Annotated in this window: 21 protein-coding genes; 16 read left to right on the top strand and 5 right to left on the bottom strand. The window is 68.1% G+C overall.

Annotation, left to right across the window (positions count from 1 at the left end; genetic code table 11):
• Positions 1 to 23: 23 nt before the first annotated feature.
• From ACIA8C_RS30740 to ACIA8C_RS30750, 3 genes are all read right to left on the bottom strand, one after another.
• Positions 24 to 296 carry a hypothetical protein gene (locus ACIA8C_RS30740; protein ID WP_379291171.1) on the bottom strand — a complete coding sequence of 91 codons (273 nt, stop codon included), beginning with the start codon at positions 294 to 296 and terminating at the stop codon, positions 24 to 26.
• Positions 297 to 452: 156 nt separating this feature from the next.
• Positions 453 to 1,538, bottom strand: coding sequence for a tetratricopeptide repeat protein (locus tag ACIA8C_RS30745; protein WP_397140727.1), 1,086 nt, complete (start codon positions 1,536 to 1,538; stop codon positions 453 to 455).
• A 10-nt stretch (positions 1,539 to 1,548) separates the two neighbouring features.
• Entirely contained in the window at positions 1,549 to 2,334 is a 786-nt protein-coding gene (locus ACIA8C_RS30750) for a hypothetical protein (protein WP_397140729.1), read from the bottom strand.
• Positions 2,335 to 2,579: 245 nt separating this feature from the next.
• On the opposite strand from ACIA8C_RS30750, the gene hemB reads away from it, so the two are divergent.
• The 6 genes from hemB (at position 2,580) to ACIA8C_RS30780 (ending at position 5,930) form a co-directional block, all read left to right on the top strand.
• Entirely contained in the window at positions 2,580 to 3,557 is a 978-nt protein-coding gene (gene hemB / locus ACIA8C_RS30755) for a porphobilinogen synthase (protein ID WP_397140731.1), read from the top strand.
• Positions 3,554 to 4,090 carry a hypothetical protein gene (locus tag ACIA8C_RS30760; protein WP_397140733.1) on the top strand — a complete coding sequence of 179 codons (537 nt, stop codon included), beginning with the start codon at positions 3,554 to 3,556 and terminating at the stop codon, positions 4,088 to 4,090. Before hemB ends, ACIA8C_RS30760 begins: the two co-directional genes overlap by 4 nt.
• A gap of 306 nt (positions 4,091 to 4,396) precedes the next feature.
• A complete protein-coding gene (locus ACIA8C_RS30765; RefSeq protein ID WP_397140735.1) occupies positions 4,397 to 4,939 on the top strand; it encodes a hypothetical protein in 543 nt (180 codons plus the stop codon).
• The gene (locus ACIA8C_RS30770) at positions 4,936 to 5,184 is read left to right on the top strand and encodes a hypothetical protein (protein ID WP_397140736.1); all 249 of its coding nucleotides are present in this window, start codon (positions 4,936 to 4,938) and stop codon (positions 5,182 to 5,184) included. The genes ACIA8C_RS30765 and ACIA8C_RS30770 overlap by 4 nt, the downstream gene beginning before the upstream one ends.
• 82 nt (positions 5,185 to 5,266) lie before the next feature.
• Entirely contained in the window at positions 5,267 to 5,506 is a 240-nt protein-coding gene (locus tag ACIA8C_RS30775; RefSeq protein WP_396991321.1) for a hypothetical protein, read from the top strand.
• 181 nt (positions 5,507 to 5,687) lie between these two features.
• Complete coding sequence (locus ACIA8C_RS30780) at positions 5,688 to 5,930, top strand: hypothetical protein (protein ID WP_397140738.1); 243 nt, start codon at positions 5,688 to 5,690, stop codon at positions 5,928 to 5,930.
• A gap of 7 nt (positions 5,931 to 5,937) precedes the next feature.
• On the opposite strand, the gene ACIA8C_RS30785 is transcribed toward ACIA8C_RS30780, so the two are convergent.
• Positions 5,938 to 6,321 carry a hypothetical protein gene (locus tag ACIA8C_RS30785; RefSeq protein ID WP_397140740.1) on the bottom strand — a complete coding sequence of 128 codons (384 nt, stop codon included), beginning with the start codon at positions 6,319 to 6,321 and terminating at the stop codon, positions 5,938 to 5,940.
• Between the two features lie 164 nt (positions 6,322 to 6,485).
• Here ACIA8C_RS30785 and hemL point away from each other — a divergent pair, with 164 nt between their 5' ends.
• The 8 genes from hemL to ACIA8C_RS30825 all read left to right on the top strand — a co-directional run bounded on the left by hemL (position 6,486) and on the right by ACIA8C_RS30825 (position 13,889).
• Positions 6,486 to 7,823, top strand: a complete 1,338-nt coding sequence (gene hemL, locus ACIA8C_RS30790; protein ID WP_397140742.1) for a glutamate-1-semialdehyde 2,1-aminomutase — start codon at positions 6,486 to 6,488, stop codon at positions 7,821 to 7,823.
• A 335-nt stretch (positions 7,824 to 8,158) separates the two neighbouring features.
• A complete protein-coding gene (locus tag ACIA8C_RS30795; protein ID WP_397140878.1) occupies positions 8,159 to 8,809 on the top strand; it encodes a histidine phosphatase family protein in 651 nt (216 codons plus the stop codon).
• Complete coding sequence (locus ACIA8C_RS30800) at positions 8,806 to 9,447, top strand: TlpA disulfide reductase family protein (protein WP_397140744.1); 642 nt, start codon at positions 8,806 to 8,808, stop codon at positions 9,445 to 9,447. Before ACIA8C_RS30795 ends, ACIA8C_RS30800 begins: the two co-directional genes overlap by 4 nt.
• The gene (locus ACIA8C_RS30805) at positions 9,444 to 9,695 is read left to right on the top strand and encodes a hypothetical protein (protein ID WP_397140746.1); all 252 of its coding nucleotides are present in this window, start codon (positions 9,444 to 9,446) and stop codon (positions 9,693 to 9,695) included. Before ACIA8C_RS30800 ends, ACIA8C_RS30805 begins: the two co-directional genes overlap by 4 nt.
• Before the next feature lie 28 nt (positions 9,696 to 9,723).
• Positions 9,724 to 10,566 carry a cytochrome c biogenesis CcdA family protein gene (locus ACIA8C_RS30810; protein WP_397140880.1) on the top strand — a complete coding sequence of 281 codons (843 nt, stop codon included), beginning with the start codon at positions 9,724 to 9,726 and terminating at the stop codon, positions 10,564 to 10,566.
• Positions 10,563 to 12,224: a cytochrome c biogenesis protein ResB gene (locus ACIA8C_RS30815; protein ID WP_397140748.1), complete on the top strand. Its 1,662-nt coding sequence runs from the start codon at positions 10,563 to 10,565 to the stop codon at positions 12,222 to 12,224. Before ACIA8C_RS30810 ends, ACIA8C_RS30815 begins: the two co-directional genes overlap by 4 nt.
• A gap of 2 nt (positions 12,225 to 12,226) precedes the next feature.
• Positions 12,227 to 13,192 (top strand): c-type cytochrome biogenesis protein CcsB, encoded by a 966-nt coding sequence (gene ccsB, locus ACIA8C_RS30820; protein WP_397140750.1) that lies wholly within the window; start codon positions 12,227 to 12,229, stop codon positions 13,190 to 13,192.
• Positions 13,193 to 13,274: 82 nt separating this feature from the next.
• On the top strand, positions 13,275 to 13,889 hold the full coding sequence (locus tag ACIA8C_RS30825; protein ID WP_397140752.1) for a Uma2 family endonuclease: 615 nt from the start codon (positions 13,275 to 13,277) through the stop codon (positions 13,887 to 13,889).
• Positions 13,890 to 13,942: 53 nt separating this feature from the next.
• On the opposite strand, the gene ACIA8C_RS30830 is transcribed toward ACIA8C_RS30825, so the two are convergent.
• On the bottom strand, positions 13,943 to 14,119 hold the full coding sequence (locus tag ACIA8C_RS30830) for a hypothetical protein (RefSeq protein WP_397140754.1): 177 nt from the start codon (positions 14,117 to 14,119) through the stop codon (positions 13,943 to 13,945).
• A 356-nt stretch (positions 14,120 to 14,475) separates the two neighbouring features.
• Between ACIA8C_RS30830 and ACIA8C_RS30835 the strand changes: the two genes are divergently transcribed.
• Together ACIA8C_RS30835 and ACIA8C_RS30840 are read left to right on the top strand one after the other, a co-directional pair.
• Complete coding sequence (locus tag ACIA8C_RS30835; RefSeq protein ID WP_397140756.1) at positions 14,476 to 15,024, top strand: hypothetical protein; 549 nt, start codon at positions 14,476 to 14,478, stop codon at positions 15,022 to 15,024.
• Between the two features lie 223 nt (positions 15,025 to 15,247).
• The gene (locus ACIA8C_RS30840) at positions 15,248 to 15,460 is read left to right on the top strand and encodes a hypothetical protein (protein ID WP_397140758.1); all 213 of its coding nucleotides are present in this window, start codon (positions 15,248 to 15,250) and stop codon (positions 15,458 to 15,460) included.
• The last annotated feature ends 8 nt before the right edge of the window (positions 15,461 to 15,468 follow it).

Consider the following 15,468-nt stretch of genomic DNA (forward strand, 5'->3'; position numbering starts at 1 on the left):
CGGCCCTGCCTTTATCGGTGGCCTCAGTACCGCTTACGCAGCAGCGTGCGCACCATGGTGCAGGTGAGGTCGGACGGCGGATGAATGCCGATGACCTCGGCGGTGTGCCGGATGCACTTGTTGTTGGCGGAGCTCGGGTTGTAGACGCCCGAATCCAGCAATGCGATGGTCAGGCGCATCGCCTTGAGTTTTCGATTGTGGCGGACATACCACGACCGCGGGCGCCCCGCGGGTAGCCGCTGCTTCTCCAGCGGGGTGTAGGGACGATCGATGAGAACGGTCTTCGTCGCGGGCACAGGCTTCCCTCCCGTTGCGATCGGGGATTCGGCGAATCCCCTCGAACACTGTTTCGATTATATCGCACGGCACCGACAAAAACCGCTGGCCGCAAGGGGTTTGACGAAGCTCGGCGGTCGGCCGAAATCGGCGTCGGAACCGCGGGCGGCCCGGCCTCAGATGTCGTGCAGCAGCTTCAGCGACTGTGGATGGCCGAGTGCGGCGGCGCGTTCCAGCAGGTGCCTGGCTTCCAACTGGGCCGGTGTCCGGCCGGTGGCGATCGCCGCGGCCGCGCGCAGCACGCCGGGCTCGGACACATCGCCGGTAACGGGATGGACATCTTGTTCACGCAGGAACAAGGCCAGGTGGAACATCGAGTCCGGATCGCCCGCCTCGGCCCCGCGCCGCAACCAGTGCTCGCCCGCCGCGGTATCGCCGTGATCGAGATGCAGCGAGCCGAGGATCGCCATCGCGTCGGTGCGGCCGCGCCGGACCGCCTCGGTGAGCAGTTCGACGGCCCGGTCGATATCGCCGCGCCGGGCCACGTAAAGCCCCAAAGTTCGCATGGCCGTAGGATTTCCGGCACCGGCCGCGCGCTCGTACCACTCCTCGGCCTCGTCATTGCTGCCGCGCCGATTGGCGACAACGCCCATGTTGCACAACGCTTCCGGCGATCCCGCCGCGGCCGCGGGCCGCAACCATCGCTCGGCCTCATCGATATTGCCGCGCTCCAGCTGCAGCAACCCGAGTTGCACGTCCGCGCCTGCGCAGCCAGCGGCGATCGCGGACTCCAGCCAGCGGACCGCCTCGGCAATCCGCCCGTGCGTGCCGAGCAGCAGGCCGAGATCGGCCATCGCGATCGCGCTGCCACGCTCGGCGGCCCTGCGGAACCAGTGCTCGGCTTCGGTCAGTTCATGCGCGTCGCGCAGCAGATGCGCGAGCTGCTCCATCGCGCCGATGTCGCCGCGCTCGGCGATCGCCCGCAGCGCGGCGCGCCTGCGCTCGTGCGCCGTCGGCGTGGGATCGGGCCGCGGGTCGCGGAACAGCTGCAGGCCGAACGGATCCACCGGATGGTCGTCATCGGGCAGCTCGCCGCGCTCGCGGCTGGCAATGGACGCGCTCCACTCGGCGAACCGGTCGTCGTCGGGCCCGATCTCGACCATTCCGTTGGCGATGGTCCCGTCCGGCTGCTTGCCCTGCCAGGGAATCAGCAGTCGCCCGTCGGACAGCCGACGGGCACCCGAAGCAGCAGGATCTGTCATCACGGACCTTTCAAGCCGGGTCGGGCGTGCCGTGCCGGTAGCCGTTGGCGTCGGCGTACTCGGCGAGTTGCGATTCGTAGCTGCTCAGGCTGTCGAGCAACCAGGTGTCTCCAGTGTCCTTCACGACCACGATCGGCCCCTTGATGCCCGGGGTGAGCACGGGCGAGGTGCCGTCGGTGTACCAGGACGTGGTCGACCACGGAAAGACGAACGCCCAGCCGACATCGGAGACGTGCCCCTGCGGGCCGAGCTGGAACGGATCGGCCGGAATCGCGAACCGCGCGCTGTGCTGATGCAGCAGATGCCTGGCGCTGTTGCGGGCGACCCGGATATCCATCGGCCCGGTCGTGGTATTCGGGAACGGCAGCGTCGCGTCCGGCAGCGCGCTCAGTTGCCGTCCCGCGGCCACCGCGACCTGGCACGGCCTGCTCTGCAGGCGCAGGAAGATGGTGTGCGCGGTGTCGGAGAACCGCAGCTGCACGGTGGCGTCCTCGGTGTGGCCGACCAGGTGCCTGCCCAGGCTCTGCGTCATCTCCCGCGCGTCCGGGTCCATGCCGAGGTCATCGAAGCCGCGCCGGGCCACCGTCATCAGCTCGGGCTCGGCCAGCTGGCGTGCGATGAACTCGACGCGAAAGATCTGCCCGCTGCTGTCGGCGGCGCGCCACGCGCGCAGCGTCGTCTCCGGTGCGGTCAAACCACCGGTGAGCACCGGCCACCAGTCCGAAAGTAATACCGCGACCCATGACTCGAAGTCGGCGGCTCGGGCCAGCGAGATTTCGGTGTGCGGTTCGGTCATGCTGTCCCCCAGGGGGTCTCGCCCTCCTGTCGGAGTATGCGCCATCCGCCTGTGCGACAGGTGTGATTTCACACACCGTTACTGTCGATCCAGGGACCGCGCGGTCGTTTTGTGCATGCGGTCCCGCCGTGTCGGGCTACTGTCATGGCGAAACGTCCAGCTCCGCCGCGTCGGTGCCCAAGCACCCTCCGCGCGAGCCGACGGGTGCTCGCGACAGCTCCCGTCGCCGGGCGTATCGTGCGGTTATGACCGGATTGGACCGCCCACGGCGGTTGCGCCGTACCCCCGCGCTGCGTCGTCTCGTAGCCGAAACCACCCTAGAGCCACGGCAATTGGTGCTGCCGATGTTCGTGGCCGACGGCCTGGACGAGCCGCGCGAGATCGGCTCGATGCCCGGCGTATACCAGCATTCGATGGACTCGCTACGCAAGGCGGCCGTCGAGGCGGTGACCGCGGGCGTCGGCGGCCTGATGCTGTTCGGCGTGCCGCGCCACGAGGACAAGGACGCCACCGGCAGCCAGGCCAGCGACCCGGACGGCATCCTGAACCGCGGCCTGCGGGCGCTGGCCGACGAGGTCGGCGGGTCGACGGTGATCATGGCCGACACCTGTCTCGACGAGTTCACCGACCACGGGCACTGCGGCGTGCTCGCCGCCGACGGTTCTGTCGACAACGACGCCACGCTGCACCACTACGTCGAGATGGCGCTGGCCCAGGCCGCCTCGGGCGCCGACCTGCTCGGCACCAGCGGCATGATGGACGGCCAGGTCGGCGCGATCCGGCGCGGCCTGGACGCGGTCGGCCGCACCGACACCGGCATCCTCGCCTACGCGGTCAAGTACGCCTCGGTGTTCTACGGCCCGTTCCGTGAGGCCGTCGCCTCGTCGCTGGAGGGCGACCGGCGCGGCTACCAGCAGGATTCGGCGAACCGCCGCGAGGCGATCCGCGAACTCGAGTTGGACCTGGCCGAGGGCGCGGACATCGTCATGGTCAAGCCGGCCATGCCCTACCTGGACATCCTGCGCGACGTCGCCGACCGCTCGACGGTCCCGGTCGCGGCCTACCAGATCTCCGGCGAGTACGCGATGATCACCGCCGCCGCCGAGCGCGGCTGGATCGACCGCCGCGGCGCCGTCCTCGAGTCGCTGATGGGCATCCGGCGGGCGGGGGCGGACATCGTGCTCACCTACTGGGCGACCGAGGCCGCTCACTGGTTATCGTGACGAACCCGCCGGGACCGATCGGCGCCATGCCACCGCAGGCGCCGCTACCGAATCCGATGCCGGTGGATGTTGGTACCGCGCGTCAATTGTGGTGGGGCGTGATCGGATTCGGCGTCGTCCAGCTGGTCGCGTCGGTGGTGGCCGCGCTGTCGCAGCGGCACACCTTCGCCAAGCAGGTGTTCGACCAGGCCAGGGAGAAGGACCCGCAGGTCAGCCTGGCCAGCGCCGAGCTGATGGTCGCGCTGGTCTACGTCGTGGTGGTGTTCATCGGGCTCGGCGTCGCGGTGCTCGCGCTGCTGATCGTGCACCAGTTCGCGCGCGGCAAGCTCTGGGCGCGCACCATGTTGACCATCGTCGGCGCGTGGCTGGTGGTGATCGGCGTCGGCGCGTTGTTCGCGTTCGGCTCGGTGGCCGGCGCGGCCTCGCTGGTGGCGGGCGGCGCCGCGATCGTGCAGGCGGTGCTGGCGGGCGGATCGATCTATTTGTCGCACCGCCCGGAATCCACCGCTTATTTCCAGATGAGCCGGCGGTGAACGGTTGGTGCCCAAGTTTGTCGGGGCACCGTCGGCATGTATCGTGAGGGTTGTCACAGTGGACATGGGAACCGGTAGTTGTTTGTCAGACGTTGTCTTGCGTTGCGTGAGGGAATCAGTCAGATGGCTCCGGGGAATCGGAGGCAGCAATGCGAGTGGTGATCCAACAGCCGCAGAGCATTCGGCGCGAATTGGCCGTGCTGAGCCTCTTGGTTTTGTTCGGTGTCTTGACCATCGTCGTCCTGCTGTGGCCCGGTCTCACTCGCTGATTCTGCCCTCCGCCTTGTCGATTCACGGTGCGGTCGCGTGACCGAGGGGCGTGCCGACTCCGGCGTACTCTTCGCCGAACCAGGTGCGCGCTGGCGCACCGTGGCCTACGGGCCCATCCTGTGCGTGATCATTCTGGTGATCGAATTGGCGACCGGTAGTTCCGTGCACTGGTTCGCCCTCGTCTTCTGCGGCTCGCTGATCGCGATGTTCGTTGTGCTGCAGGTGATCGCGGGGCAGCGCCACGTCAGCGTCGAACTCAGCGAGAGCGCCCTGCGCGACGGCACCGAGACGCTGCCGCTCAGTTCGATCGAAGCCGTGCTGCCCGAACGCGACGAAGATTCCTGGGACGACGAGGACTGGGAAGAAGCGCGGGCGCTAGGCGAATTGAGCGGCGTGCCACGCCGGCGCACCGGCATCGGCCTGCGCCTGGCCGATGGCAGCCTGGTGCAGGCTTGGGCAAAAGACCATCGAACACTGCGTACCGCGTTGACCGCGGCCATCGGCCGAGCACCCGCACCCGCCGACGATCCAGCGCCCGACACCGACGACAAACACAGCGAGAACGGAGTTGACCGTTGAGGACCTGGATCACGGTGGCCGCCACCGAACTCGGCCTGGTAGTGCTCGGACTGGTTGCGGCGGTGCTGAGCTGGCGGCAGGGCATCCAGACCACCACCTTCGCCGCTATCGGCCAGGCCCCGGAATTCGTCGCGACTCGCTATGTCGCGCCCTGGTTGCTGCTGGCCGCGGTCCTGGTCGCGCTCGCCGGTCTGTTCGCCATCGATGCGGGCACCCGTGTGGTGCGCGCTCGCCAGCGCCGCTGACTATCCGCCTGCCCGGCTGACCATCCGCCGAACACCGCCGTCATACCCGTTTCGGCGCACCGATCGCGGGAATATCGCCCCCATGAAACCCACAGTCACTGTCAAGCGGACGCTTCTCGGAGCCGCGGCCGTCGGCATGATCGGCGCGGCAACGGTGGCCCCGGCGGTCGCGGCACCCGCCGAGGTTTCCCCGGCCCCACCGGCCGCGGTGGTGCCCGTACTCATCGAGACCCCACCCTCGCCCTTGCTGCACGTTCTACCCGCCCCGCTGGCCTGCCTGGTGACCACCGGCTTCGCCCTGTGGTGCATCGGTATCACATAGAGCAACAACTGATTTCGGATGCACAGCGGCAACTTCCCCGGGATGGGCTAACCGGGCTCGCGCTTATGCTGCCGACCGCCAACGGCACTGCAGCGCACTGAAATCTGGCTTGCAGCCGCGCAGTGGCGGGACCGCGTTAGTATTTCGGCCGTATTCGTGTACCTACCTAGGATTGGGATTGATGAACCGGCTTGCTGTGAAAGTCTGTGCCGCACTGGCGATTACCGCCACGATCGGGATCGGTGCCGCGCCAGCGGGTGCGAATCCCGGACTCGCGCTCGAGCCCGCGGGTTCGGTCGACGCAGCGGTGGGCCAGGTCGACGCACCGGTGCTCGTGCCGGATTCCGGCTCCGCGGGCCCGTACAACGCGTTCATGTGCTTCCTGCACACCATTTCGGCTCAGGCGCCGTGCATGTACAGCTGAGCGCCGCTCAGTTCCAGTTCTGATACATGTCGAGCACGCGGCCGCTGCGGGTGCCAGGGGCGTTGACGAAGAGGGTGATCGTCCCGTCGGGATGATTGGCCGCCTCCATGATCGCCTGCCGCAGCGACGCGTGCACGCCGCCGTTCTCGTCCTTGTAGATCCCGGTGTCCGCCTTCAGGCCGACGCCGATCCGATTGAGCGGCACGAACATGGTGACTATGGCCGGAATGGGTCCGTCGGCCATCGACTTGGTCTCCTCATGACTCAGCTGCAGGCCGATCCGATCGGGCTGCGCGACCGGCTCCACCGCGGCGGCGGTGCCGGCGCCGAACACGACGGCCGCTCCGACGAGCGCGGTGGAAACAGCAGCACTGACCATGGCAAACCGCATAGAAATCCTCCGGGGCAGATGAATGGTGACGCCCGAGATTACGCACCAGCAATCTCGGGGCGATCAAATACGGCGTAAATAGCGGCCCGGCGTGTTGCGGTCTAGGTCACCCCCACTACACCCTGTCGTCGACCACTTCCCCTAGGGCTGAGACACTGGAGGTCGTGAGTTCTTCTCCGCGCGTGACCAGCGCATCGGTGCCGGTTTCTGCTCAGCTCTTCGACCGGGCGTGCTCGGTGATTCCCGGGGGCGTCAACTCTCCGGTGCGTGCCTTCAACTCCGTCGGCGGCACACCGCGTTTCATCGCGTCCGCGCACGGCTACACCCTCGTCGACGCCGACGGCAACGAGTACGTCGACCTGGTGTGCTCGTGGGGCCCGATGATTCTCGGGCACGCGCATCCCGCCGTGGTCGACGCGGTCCAGCGAGCCGCCGTCGGCGGCCTGTCCTTCGGCGCGCCCACCGAGGCGGAGATCGAACTGGCCGAGGCCATCATCGACCGGGTCGCCCCGGTGGACCGGGTGCGCCTGGTGAACTCCGGCACCGAGGCCACCATGAGCGCGGTGCGGCTGGCCCGCGGCTACACCGGTCGCGCCAAGATCATCAAATTTTCCGGCTGCTACCACGGTCACGTCGACGCGCTGCTCGCCGACGCGGGCTCCGGCGTGGCCACCCTCGGGCTACCCACCTCGCCCGGTGTCACCGGCGCGCAGGCGGCCGACACCATCGTGCTGCCCTACAACGACATCGACGCCGTCGCCGCCGCGTTCGCCGCGCACCCCGGCGCGATCGCGTGCGTGATCACCGAGGCGGCCGCGGGCAACATGGGCACGGTGGCACCGCTGCCCGGATTCAACGCGGGGCTGCGCAAGCTGACCGCCGACCACGGCGCGCTGCTCATCATGGACGAGGTGATGACCGGGTTCCGGGTGAGCCGTGCGGGCTGGTTCGGCCACGAGGGCGTCGCCGGTGATCTCTACACCTTCGGCAAGGTGATGAGCGGCGGCCTGCCCGCCGCCGCGTTCGGTGGCCGCACCGAGATCATGAACCACCTGGCTCCGCTCGGCCCGGTCTACCAGGCCGGGACGCTCTCCGGTAACCCGGTCGCGGTCGCCGGGGGCCTCGCCACGCTGCGTGCGGCCGACGACGCGGTGTACGCCGCGCTGGACCGGAACGCGCAACGGCTCGGCGCGTTGTTCGGCGAATCGCTCAGTGCCGCAGGCGTCGAGCACCAGGTGCAGTTCGCAGGCAATATGGTGAACGTGTTCTTCGCCGAACGCCCGGTCACCGACTATGCCGCCGCCAAGGCGAGCCAGACCTGGCGCTATCCCGCCTTCTTCCACGCACTGCTCGACGGTGGCGTCTACGCGCCGCCGAGCGCGTTCGAGACCTGGTTCGTCTCCGCCGCACTCGACGAGGACGCGTTCGACCGAATCGCCGCCGCCCTGCCCGCCGCCGCACACGCGGCCGCGGCCGCCACTCCCGAAGGATCCCGCGCGTGAGTTCCGATCACGATCAACCCGATACCGACAAGCGCGAGCTAGCCGCCTCCGCCGCCGATGGCGGTACCGACGCCGCCGAGGCGGGGTCGGTCGCCGGGCTCGGCGCGGCGCCGGTCGCGGAGTCCGGTGCCGTGGAGCCGAGCGCCGAACCGGCGGCCGGTGCCCTCGCCGGGCTCGGTGCCGGGCCGGTCGTGGACGCCGACGCCGATTCGACCGTCATCGACGCGGGCGCGCAATTCGCCGCCGCCGCATCGGGTCCGGCCGATCAGATCCCCTCGGTCGAGGAAACTGTCAGCGCCGCAACGGATTCCGGGTCGAAGCCGAAGGAGCGGCGGGTGCATGACGCCGGCACCGCGCCGGTGGAGACCATCGTGCACGTGCTGCGGCACGGTGAGGTGCACAACCCGAACGGGATCCTCTACGGCAGGCTGCCCGGATTCAGCCTGTCGGTCACGGGCCGCTCGCAGGCCGGTGCCGTCGCGCGGGCGCTGGCCGATCACGACATCGCCGTGGTCATCGCCTCGCCGCTGCAGCGGGCCCAGGAAACCGCGGAACCGATCGCGGCACAGCATCAGCTGATCGTGCGGACCGATGAGAACCTGATCGAGGCGGGCAACACCTTCGAGGGCCTGCGGGTCTCCGTCGGCGACGGCGCGTTGCGCAAGCCGAGGCACTGGTGGAAGCTGCGCGACCCGTTCACCCCGTCCTGGGGCGAGCCGTACCTGCAGATCGCGCACCGCATGCTGGCCGCGGTCAACAAGGCGCGGGTCGAGGCGGTCGGGCGTGAGGCGGTGCTGGTGTCGCATCAGCTGCCGGTCTGGACGCTGCGCCGATTCCTGCAGGGCCAGCGGCTCTGGCACGACCCCCGGCAGCGGCAGTGCTCGCTGGCGTCGCTGACCTCGCTGGTCTACCACGGCGACACGCTCGTCGACATCGTGTACTCCGAGCCCGCCGGTGGCTCGGACCCGTCGGTACACGGCGCATGATTTGGCGCACCGCGTCCGTCGCACCGCCTGCCGCCTCGGCACGGCGGGTCGTCGCGGCCCTGCTTGCGTGCGTCGCCCTGGTGGCGGCGCTGGCAGGCTGCGCGGCCGATAAGGACGCGGTGGCCGCAGGCGGCACCTTCGAATTCGTCTCGCCCGGCGGCAAAACCGACATCTTCTACGACCCGCCGAGTTCGCGCGGCACCATCGGCAAGCTGGCCGGACCCGATCTGATGACCGCGGGCAAAACCGCCTCGGTCGAGGATTACCCGGGCAAAGTCGTGGTACTCAACCTGTGGGGCCAGTGGTGCGGACCCTGCCGCGCGGAGTCGCCCGCGCTCGAAAAGGTTTACGCGGCAACGAAAGACAACGGCGTCGCCTTTCTCGGCATCAACGTCCGTGACCCGCAGCAGGACAAGGCCCAGGACTTCGTCGTAGACAACAAGGTCGGATATCCGTCCATCTACGACCCGTCCATGCGCACCCTGCTCGCCCTCGGTGGCAATTTCCCGACAAGTGTCATTCCCACCACCCTGATCTTGGATCGTCAGCACCGCGTCGCCGCGGTGTTCCTGCGCCCCCTGCTGGCCGACGATCTGCAACCGATTGTTCAAAAACTCGCCTCGGAGGAAGCACAGTGAATCGCGATCGTCGTACCCGTACCCTGCGTGCCTGTCGCCACCGGCAGGGCGCCCGCCGAATCGGCGGTGCCTGGGCCGTGGACGACCGATGGAAGGGCATCGCCACCGTCCCGCGCAGCGTAGCGGCGGACTCGCTGCTCGACTTCGGCGTGCTGTTCGACCCGGCGGAGGAGACCACCGAACAGCGCGTCGTGTTGCGCGGCGACACCGAACCGGCCGAGGAGACGCCGGAGGGGGAGGGCGTGTGAGTCCCCTCGGGACAGCGGTGGCCGAGTGATGGTGCTCGCCGCCGTAGGGGATTCGTTCCAGCAGACCGCCGCGACCGGACCGTTGCTGCTTGCGTTGGGTGCCTGCCTGCTCGCCGGGCTGGTGTCCTTCGCCTCGCCGTGCGTGGTGCCGTTGGTGCCGGGCTATCTGTCGTACCTCGCCGGACTCGTCGGTGCCGAGGCACCGCCCGCCACGGTCGCGCAAGCCGCTGGGGCGCAACCGAGTTCGGTTGCCGTCGAGTCGGCCAGGCAGGCCGCGCGCGCGGGCAAGATGCGGGTGGCCGGGGCGGCGGGACTGTTCGTCGCGGGGTTCACCGTGGTGTTCGTGCTCGCCACCGCAACGGTTTTCGGCGTCATTCAGACGCTGAACGTGAATCGTGAACTGCTGCAACGGATCGGCGGCGTGGTCACGATCCTGATGGGTCTGGTCTTCATCGGCCTGATCCCCGCGCTGCAGCGCGACACCAGGATGGAACCGCGCAGACTCACCAGCATCGCGGGCGCGCCGCTGCTCGGTGGCGTCTTCGCGCTCGGCTGGACGCCGTGCCTCGGGCCGACCCTGTCCGGCGTGATGGCGGTGGCCGCGGGCACCGACGGCACCACGGCCGTGCGCGGGGTGGCGCTCATCGTCGCCTACTGCCTTGGGCTCGGCCTGCCGTTCGTGATCCTCGCGTTCGGGTCGGCCAGCGCCCTGCGCGGCGTCGGCTGGCTGCGCCGCAACTCGCGCACCATCCAGATCATCGGCGGCCTGCTGCTCGTCGCGGTCGGTGCCGCGCTGGTCACCGGGGTGTGGGACCAGTTCGTCGGCTGGGTGCGTGACGCGTTCGTTTCCGAGGTGACTTTGCCGATATGACCGTGACCGAAAAGCCGGTAACTGAACCGGCACCCGTATCCCGGCAATCCCCGCTCGGGCGGGCCTTGGCCTTCGTGCGCAACACCTGGCGCGGGCTCACCAGCATGCGCACCGCGCTGGTGCTGCTGTTCCTGCTCGCGTTGGGCGCGATCCCCGGCGCGCTGCTGCCGCAGCGAAGTCTCAACGCGCAGAAGGTCGATCAGTACATCACCAACCGGCCGACGCTCGGCCCGTGGATGGACCGCTTCGAGCTGTTCGACGTGTTCAGCAGCTTCTGGTTCACGGCCATCTATGTGCTGCTGTTCATTTCGCTGGTCGGCTGCATCCTGCCGCGCTGCCTCGACCACTACCGCGCGTTGCGCACCCCGCCCGTGCGGGCGCCGCGCAACCTCACCCGACTGCCGCACCACTACTCCGGCAGCGCCGAGCAGGCGCCCGACGAGGTGCTCGCGCGGATTCGAAAAGAGTTGCGCGGCTGGCGAACCGAGGTCAGGCCCGGCACCCGCGACGGTGAGCTCACCCTCGCCGCGGAGAAGGGGTACACCCGCGAGCTCGGCAACCTGGTCTTCCACCTCGCGCTGGTCTGCCTGCTCGTCGCCATCGCGGTCGGCAAGCTGTTCGGCTACGAGGGCAACGTCATCGTCATCGCGAACAACGGCCCCGGCTTCTGCACCACCTCGCCCGCCGTCTTCGACTCGTTCAAAGCGGGCAACGTCAACGACGGCACCGGCATGGCGCCGATCTGCGTGCGGGTCAAGGACTTCAAGGGCGACTACCTGGCGAACGGTCAGGCCGAAATGTTCACCTCGAACATCGAATACCAGGCAGGCGCCGATCTGCAGAGCAACACCTGGCGCTCGACGCGGATCCAGGTGAACCATCCGCTGCGCGTCTCCGGCGACCGAATCTATCTGCAGGGCCACGGTTTCGCGCCCACCTTCACCGTCACCTTCCCGAACGGGCAGACCCGCACCGAGTCGCTGCAATGGCGACCCGACGACGCACGGACCTTCCTGTCCAGCGGCGTGCTGCGGATCGACCCGCCCGGCGGCATGTACGCCACCGACGAGGAGCGGCGCAAGAACCAGATCGCCATCGAGGGCCTGTTCGCGCCGACCGCGCTGTTCCACGGCAGCCTGCTCACCTCGTCGTTCCCCACCATGAACGATCCGGCCGTCGCCGTCGACATCTATCGCGGCGACACCGGGCTGGACACCGGAAAGCCGCAGTCGCTGTTCGCGCTGGATCCCGAGCAGGTCAAGCAGGGTCGACTGACCAAGGAGGCCAGGGTGAACCTGCGCCCCGGCGAGTCGACCAGCCTGCCCAACGGCACCAAGGTGACCTTCGACGGCGCACAGGAATTCGCGAACCTGCAGGTGTCGCACGATCCGGCGCAGCAGTGGGTGCTGGTGAGCGCGGTGACCATGATGCTCGGCCTGCTGGTGTCGCTGCTGGTGAAGCGGCGTCGTATCTGGGTCCGGGTCTACCCCGCCGAGGAGCCAGCCGGTACCTTGGGCAAACGACGCACCGTAGTAGAAATGGGCGGGCTGGCTCGGACCGATCAGGCGGGCTGGGGCAGCGAGTTCGACCGACTGCGCGCGCGCCTGCTGGACGCGCAACCAGGCTCGGCGGCCGACGCGAAGACCACGGGAGAGTAAAGATGCCGATCAACGAGACCATCGCGCGCTACAGCGATTTCTCGTTCAAGACCGCGATCGTGGTCTACGCGCTGGTGCTGGTGCTGCTGATCTGGCAGTACGCCACCGCGCGCAGCCGTCAGGTCGCGGAGCGTGAACTCGTGACCGTGGGCGGGCCAAGCGACCCCGCGGTGCCGGGTCGCGTCGTCGGCCCGACGGCCAAGTCGCTGTCGGAGCGCCTCGGCAACATGGCGTTCTCGGTGCTGGTCGTGGCCATCGCGCTGCACATCGGCTCGATCGTGCTGCGCGGCTTCGCGACGCACCGGTTCCCGCTCGGCAACATGTACGAGTTCGTCACCATGGCCACCGCGGCCGCGGTGCTGATGGGCGCGCTGTTCCTGCGCGAACAGCGGTACCGCTCGATGTGGGTCTTCCTGCTCATCCCGGTCGTCATCCTGCTGTTCCTCGCGGGCACCATCCTCTACGCCGACGCCGCCCCCGTGGTCCCCGCACTGAAGTCCTACTGGCTGCCCATCCACGTCACCATCGTCAGCATCGGCAGCGGCGTCTTCCTCTTCGCCGGCGTCTCCAGCATGTTGTTCCTCTACCGCCTCCGCCAGCCCGAAGGTCAAGAGTCGAACAACATCCTCGGCACCATCGCCCGCCGCCTCCCCGACGCTCGCAACCTCGACCGCCTCGCCTACAAGGCCACCATCATCGGCTTCCCCCTCTTCGGCGCCGGCGTCATCCTCGGCGCCATCTGGGCCGAAGCCGCCTGGGGCCGCTTCTGGGGCTGGGACCCCAAGGAAACCTGCTCCTTCATCGCCTGGGTGCTCTACGCCGCCTACCTACACGCCCGCGCCACCTCCGGCTGGCGCGACACCAAGGCCGCCTGGATCAACATCGCCGGCTTCGTAGCAATGCTTTTCAACCTTTTCATCATCAACATGGTCATCAGCGGCCTGCACTCCTACGCCGGACTCAACTAGCCGCGTCCTTTCCGCCGCTGCATTCAGGTGTTGACGGACTACGCTGTGAGGGTCGGCGTCCTCGTCGGGAAGGAAGGGCATCGTGAGTGCTGCGCTCGATTTCAGCTCCTCCTTCGGGATGGGTCCATACACTTCGAACGATCTCCGCAACAGCCCCGAGGAGGGGAAGGGCTTCGAGCTGTGGAACGGATGGTTGATCGAGAAGATGTCGCCATCGCTTCGGCACAACAGGATGAGTCGTGGGCTGCGCTTCTTGTTCATCGAGGCCGCTCGCCGTGCCGGTGCCGACGTCCTGATCGATGGCGGCGAGTATGAATTCGGGTTCTCGTCGGGCATCCGCAAGCCGGACGTATTCATTCTCGACGCGAAGGCCGAGGAGATCGGATTCGCTGAGGACGAGATCTACATCGACCCCGCTGATCTGCTTCTTGTCGCTGAGGTGGTTTCGCCGAGGAGCGGCAGCGAGGCGCACGACCGCAAGATCAAGCGGGACGAGTATGCGATGGCGGGCATCCCGCACTACTGGATCGTCGACTTCCGGCCGGTTCCTCGGATCGAGGCACTCGACCTCGATCGTGGTCGCTATGTCACCAGTGGCATCGCGACGAGCGACGAAGTTCTCGTGGTGGAGCACCCCTTCGAAATCAGCGTGACGCCGAACGCACTGTACGACCTCGGCCGCCGCGATTTCGCCTGAACCCCGCCTGACGGCAGCATCGCCGGCGCTCGGCTCGCACGACGGGCGGCTCGTCAGGAGTAGTCGCGGAACGTCATCAGGAATCCGGTCAAGGCGAGCACGAGCAAGGCCAGATAGGCGGCTACGCGCAAAGCGAGCCATGGTAGATCGCCCACCCACAGCCCGGTGATCATGGCGGTGAGCATCATCAGCATGCCGTAGAACGGTGTCCGCTGTGGATGGTTGCCCATGCCCGCTGGATACCCCGTAGCGCCGCGCCAATCCCGGCGACGGGCATCGCCGTTGTACCGGGGTAGTCGCCGATTCCGGTGACGTTGTCGGCGGCGGCGAGCAACTCGGTCTGCCGCCGGTGCGGGCAACGCGGCGTTGTCTGCCGCGGCATACCGGCGCGGTGGGGACGCGAGCCGGAAGTTGGTTCCGAATATTCGGGCGAACCGGTCGGGTTATTCGGCGCCGGGCGCGGTCGAGCTTCGTCGGTTTCCCTTCGGCCCGAGTCGATTCGGCTCGATACTGGAGCCGGAGATCGAAACTTGGAGACTGTCGCCATCGGAAACCTGAAGGCGGGCGCCGGATTACACTCGGACGGGTGAGCCGGGGTTCGTCGGCGCACGAGGATTCGGCGCCATCGGAACGGCCACCGAATCGGACGCTCTGGTCGCGTCTGGTGGTGGTCGCGGGCGTGGCTGTCGTTGTGGTCGTGGCCGCGGTCGTGGTCGGGCTCCGGTCGCATGACGGCGATGTGGACAGCGCAGGCGGTGCGGTCACCAGCACGACCACCCGCTCGGCCGACACCACGCCGGTTGCCGCGGTCTGGAACATCCCACAGGCTTTCCTGGGCACCTGGCAGGGCGTGGCCGAGGACGGGCAGCGCGCGTTCGACGTCGAGCTGATCATCAAGCCCGGCAAGAACTCCGAGGAACTCGTCCAGTCGTCGCACATCGATAAGGCTTCCGGCGGTCGCTGCGACAGCATCGATCGGGTCATCACCGTCGATGAAACCGAGCTGACCCTCGCCGCCCGGCGAACCGCAGGCACCGACTGCCCCGACGGCACGACATCGACGATCCACCTTCGGCCGGACGGCACCATCGCCTACACCGCAGCCTCCCGGACCGGCGGACTGCATAAGGCGTAGTGGGACGCGGCCCTGAATTGTTAGCCCAACTTAAGTTGGAGCTGATTCGTTCGAGTGCGCGGATCGAGGAAAGTGTCCGGGGTCACTTCGCTACTCGGGTGATAGCCAGCGTGCAGACAGTGGCGCAGATCACGTGTCGTCCGGCGTGCCGTTCCGCGAAACGCCGTGTCCTGTCTACATGCGATGCGCTGATCCGGCGCACAGACGGTTGAGGAGCGGGCTCTTGGATTCCGATTACTTCACCTATCTCCCGGCTGCGGTGGCTGACGCGGACGGGAGTCTGGTCGAGCAGTTGAACAACGGCGCGTTGCGCAAGCTGGTGCAGACGGCGGCCGGGCTCTCGGTTGAGGCACAGCATTACCTGGCGATGCTCGCGAACCGGCTACGCGCGAGCGAGGGATTGCACGCGCGCAACTATGCCGATGGTGAGATGTAATGCGTGGG

Origin of the sequence: Nocardia sp. NPDC051321 (assembly GCF_044455225.1) — a bacterium.
Taxonomy (GTDB): domain Bacteria; phylum Actinomycetota; class Actinomycetes; order Mycobacteriales; family Mycobacteriaceae; genus Nocardia.

Bases quoted from the DNA above. Each gene is read 5' to 3' on its own strand.
- ACIA8C_RS30745 (WP_397140727.1), bottom strand. From the start codon at position 1,538: ATGACAGATCCTGCTGCTTCGGGTGCCCGTCGGCTGTCCGACGGGCGA.
- ACIA8C_RS30785 (WP_397140740.1), bottom strand. From the start codon at position 6,321: ATGCGGTTTGCCATGGTCAGTGCTGCTGTTTCCACCGCGCTCGTCGGA.
- ACIA8C_RS30775 (WP_396991321.1), top strand. From the start codon at position 5,267: ATGAAACCCACAGTCACTGTCAAGCGGACGCTTCTCGGAGCCGCGGCC.
- ACIA8C_RS30810 (WP_397140880.1), top strand. From the start codon at position 9,724: ATGGTGCTCGCCGCCGTAGGGGATTCGTTCCAGCAGACCGCCGCGACC.
- ACIA8C_RS30800 (WP_397140744.1), top strand. From the start codon at position 8,806: ATGATTTGGCGCACCGCGTCCGTCGCACCGCCTGCCGCCTCGGCACGG.
- ACIA8C_RS30750 (WP_397140729.1), bottom strand. From the start codon at position 2,334: ATGACCGAACCGCACACCGAAATCTCGCTGGCCCGAGCCGCCGACTTC.
- ACIA8C_RS30815 (WP_397140748.1), top strand. From the start codon at position 10,563: ATGACCGTGACCGAAAAGCCGGTAACTGAACCGGCACCCGTATCCCGG.
- ACIA8C_RS30830 (WP_397140754.1), bottom strand. From the start codon at position 14,119: ATGGGCAACCATCCACAGCGGACACCGTTCTACGGCATGCTGATGATG.
- ccsB (WP_397140750.1), top strand. From the start codon at position 12,227: ATGCCGATCAACGAGACCATCGCGCGCTACAGCGATTTCTCGTTCAAG.
- ACIA8C_RS30780 (WP_397140738.1), top strand. From the start codon at position 5,688: ATGAACCGGCTTGCTGTGAAAGTCTGTGCCGCACTGGCGATTACCGCC.
- hemB (WP_397140731.1), top strand. From the start codon at position 2,580: ATGACCGGATTGGACCGCCCACGGCGGTTGCGCCGTACCCCCGCGCTG.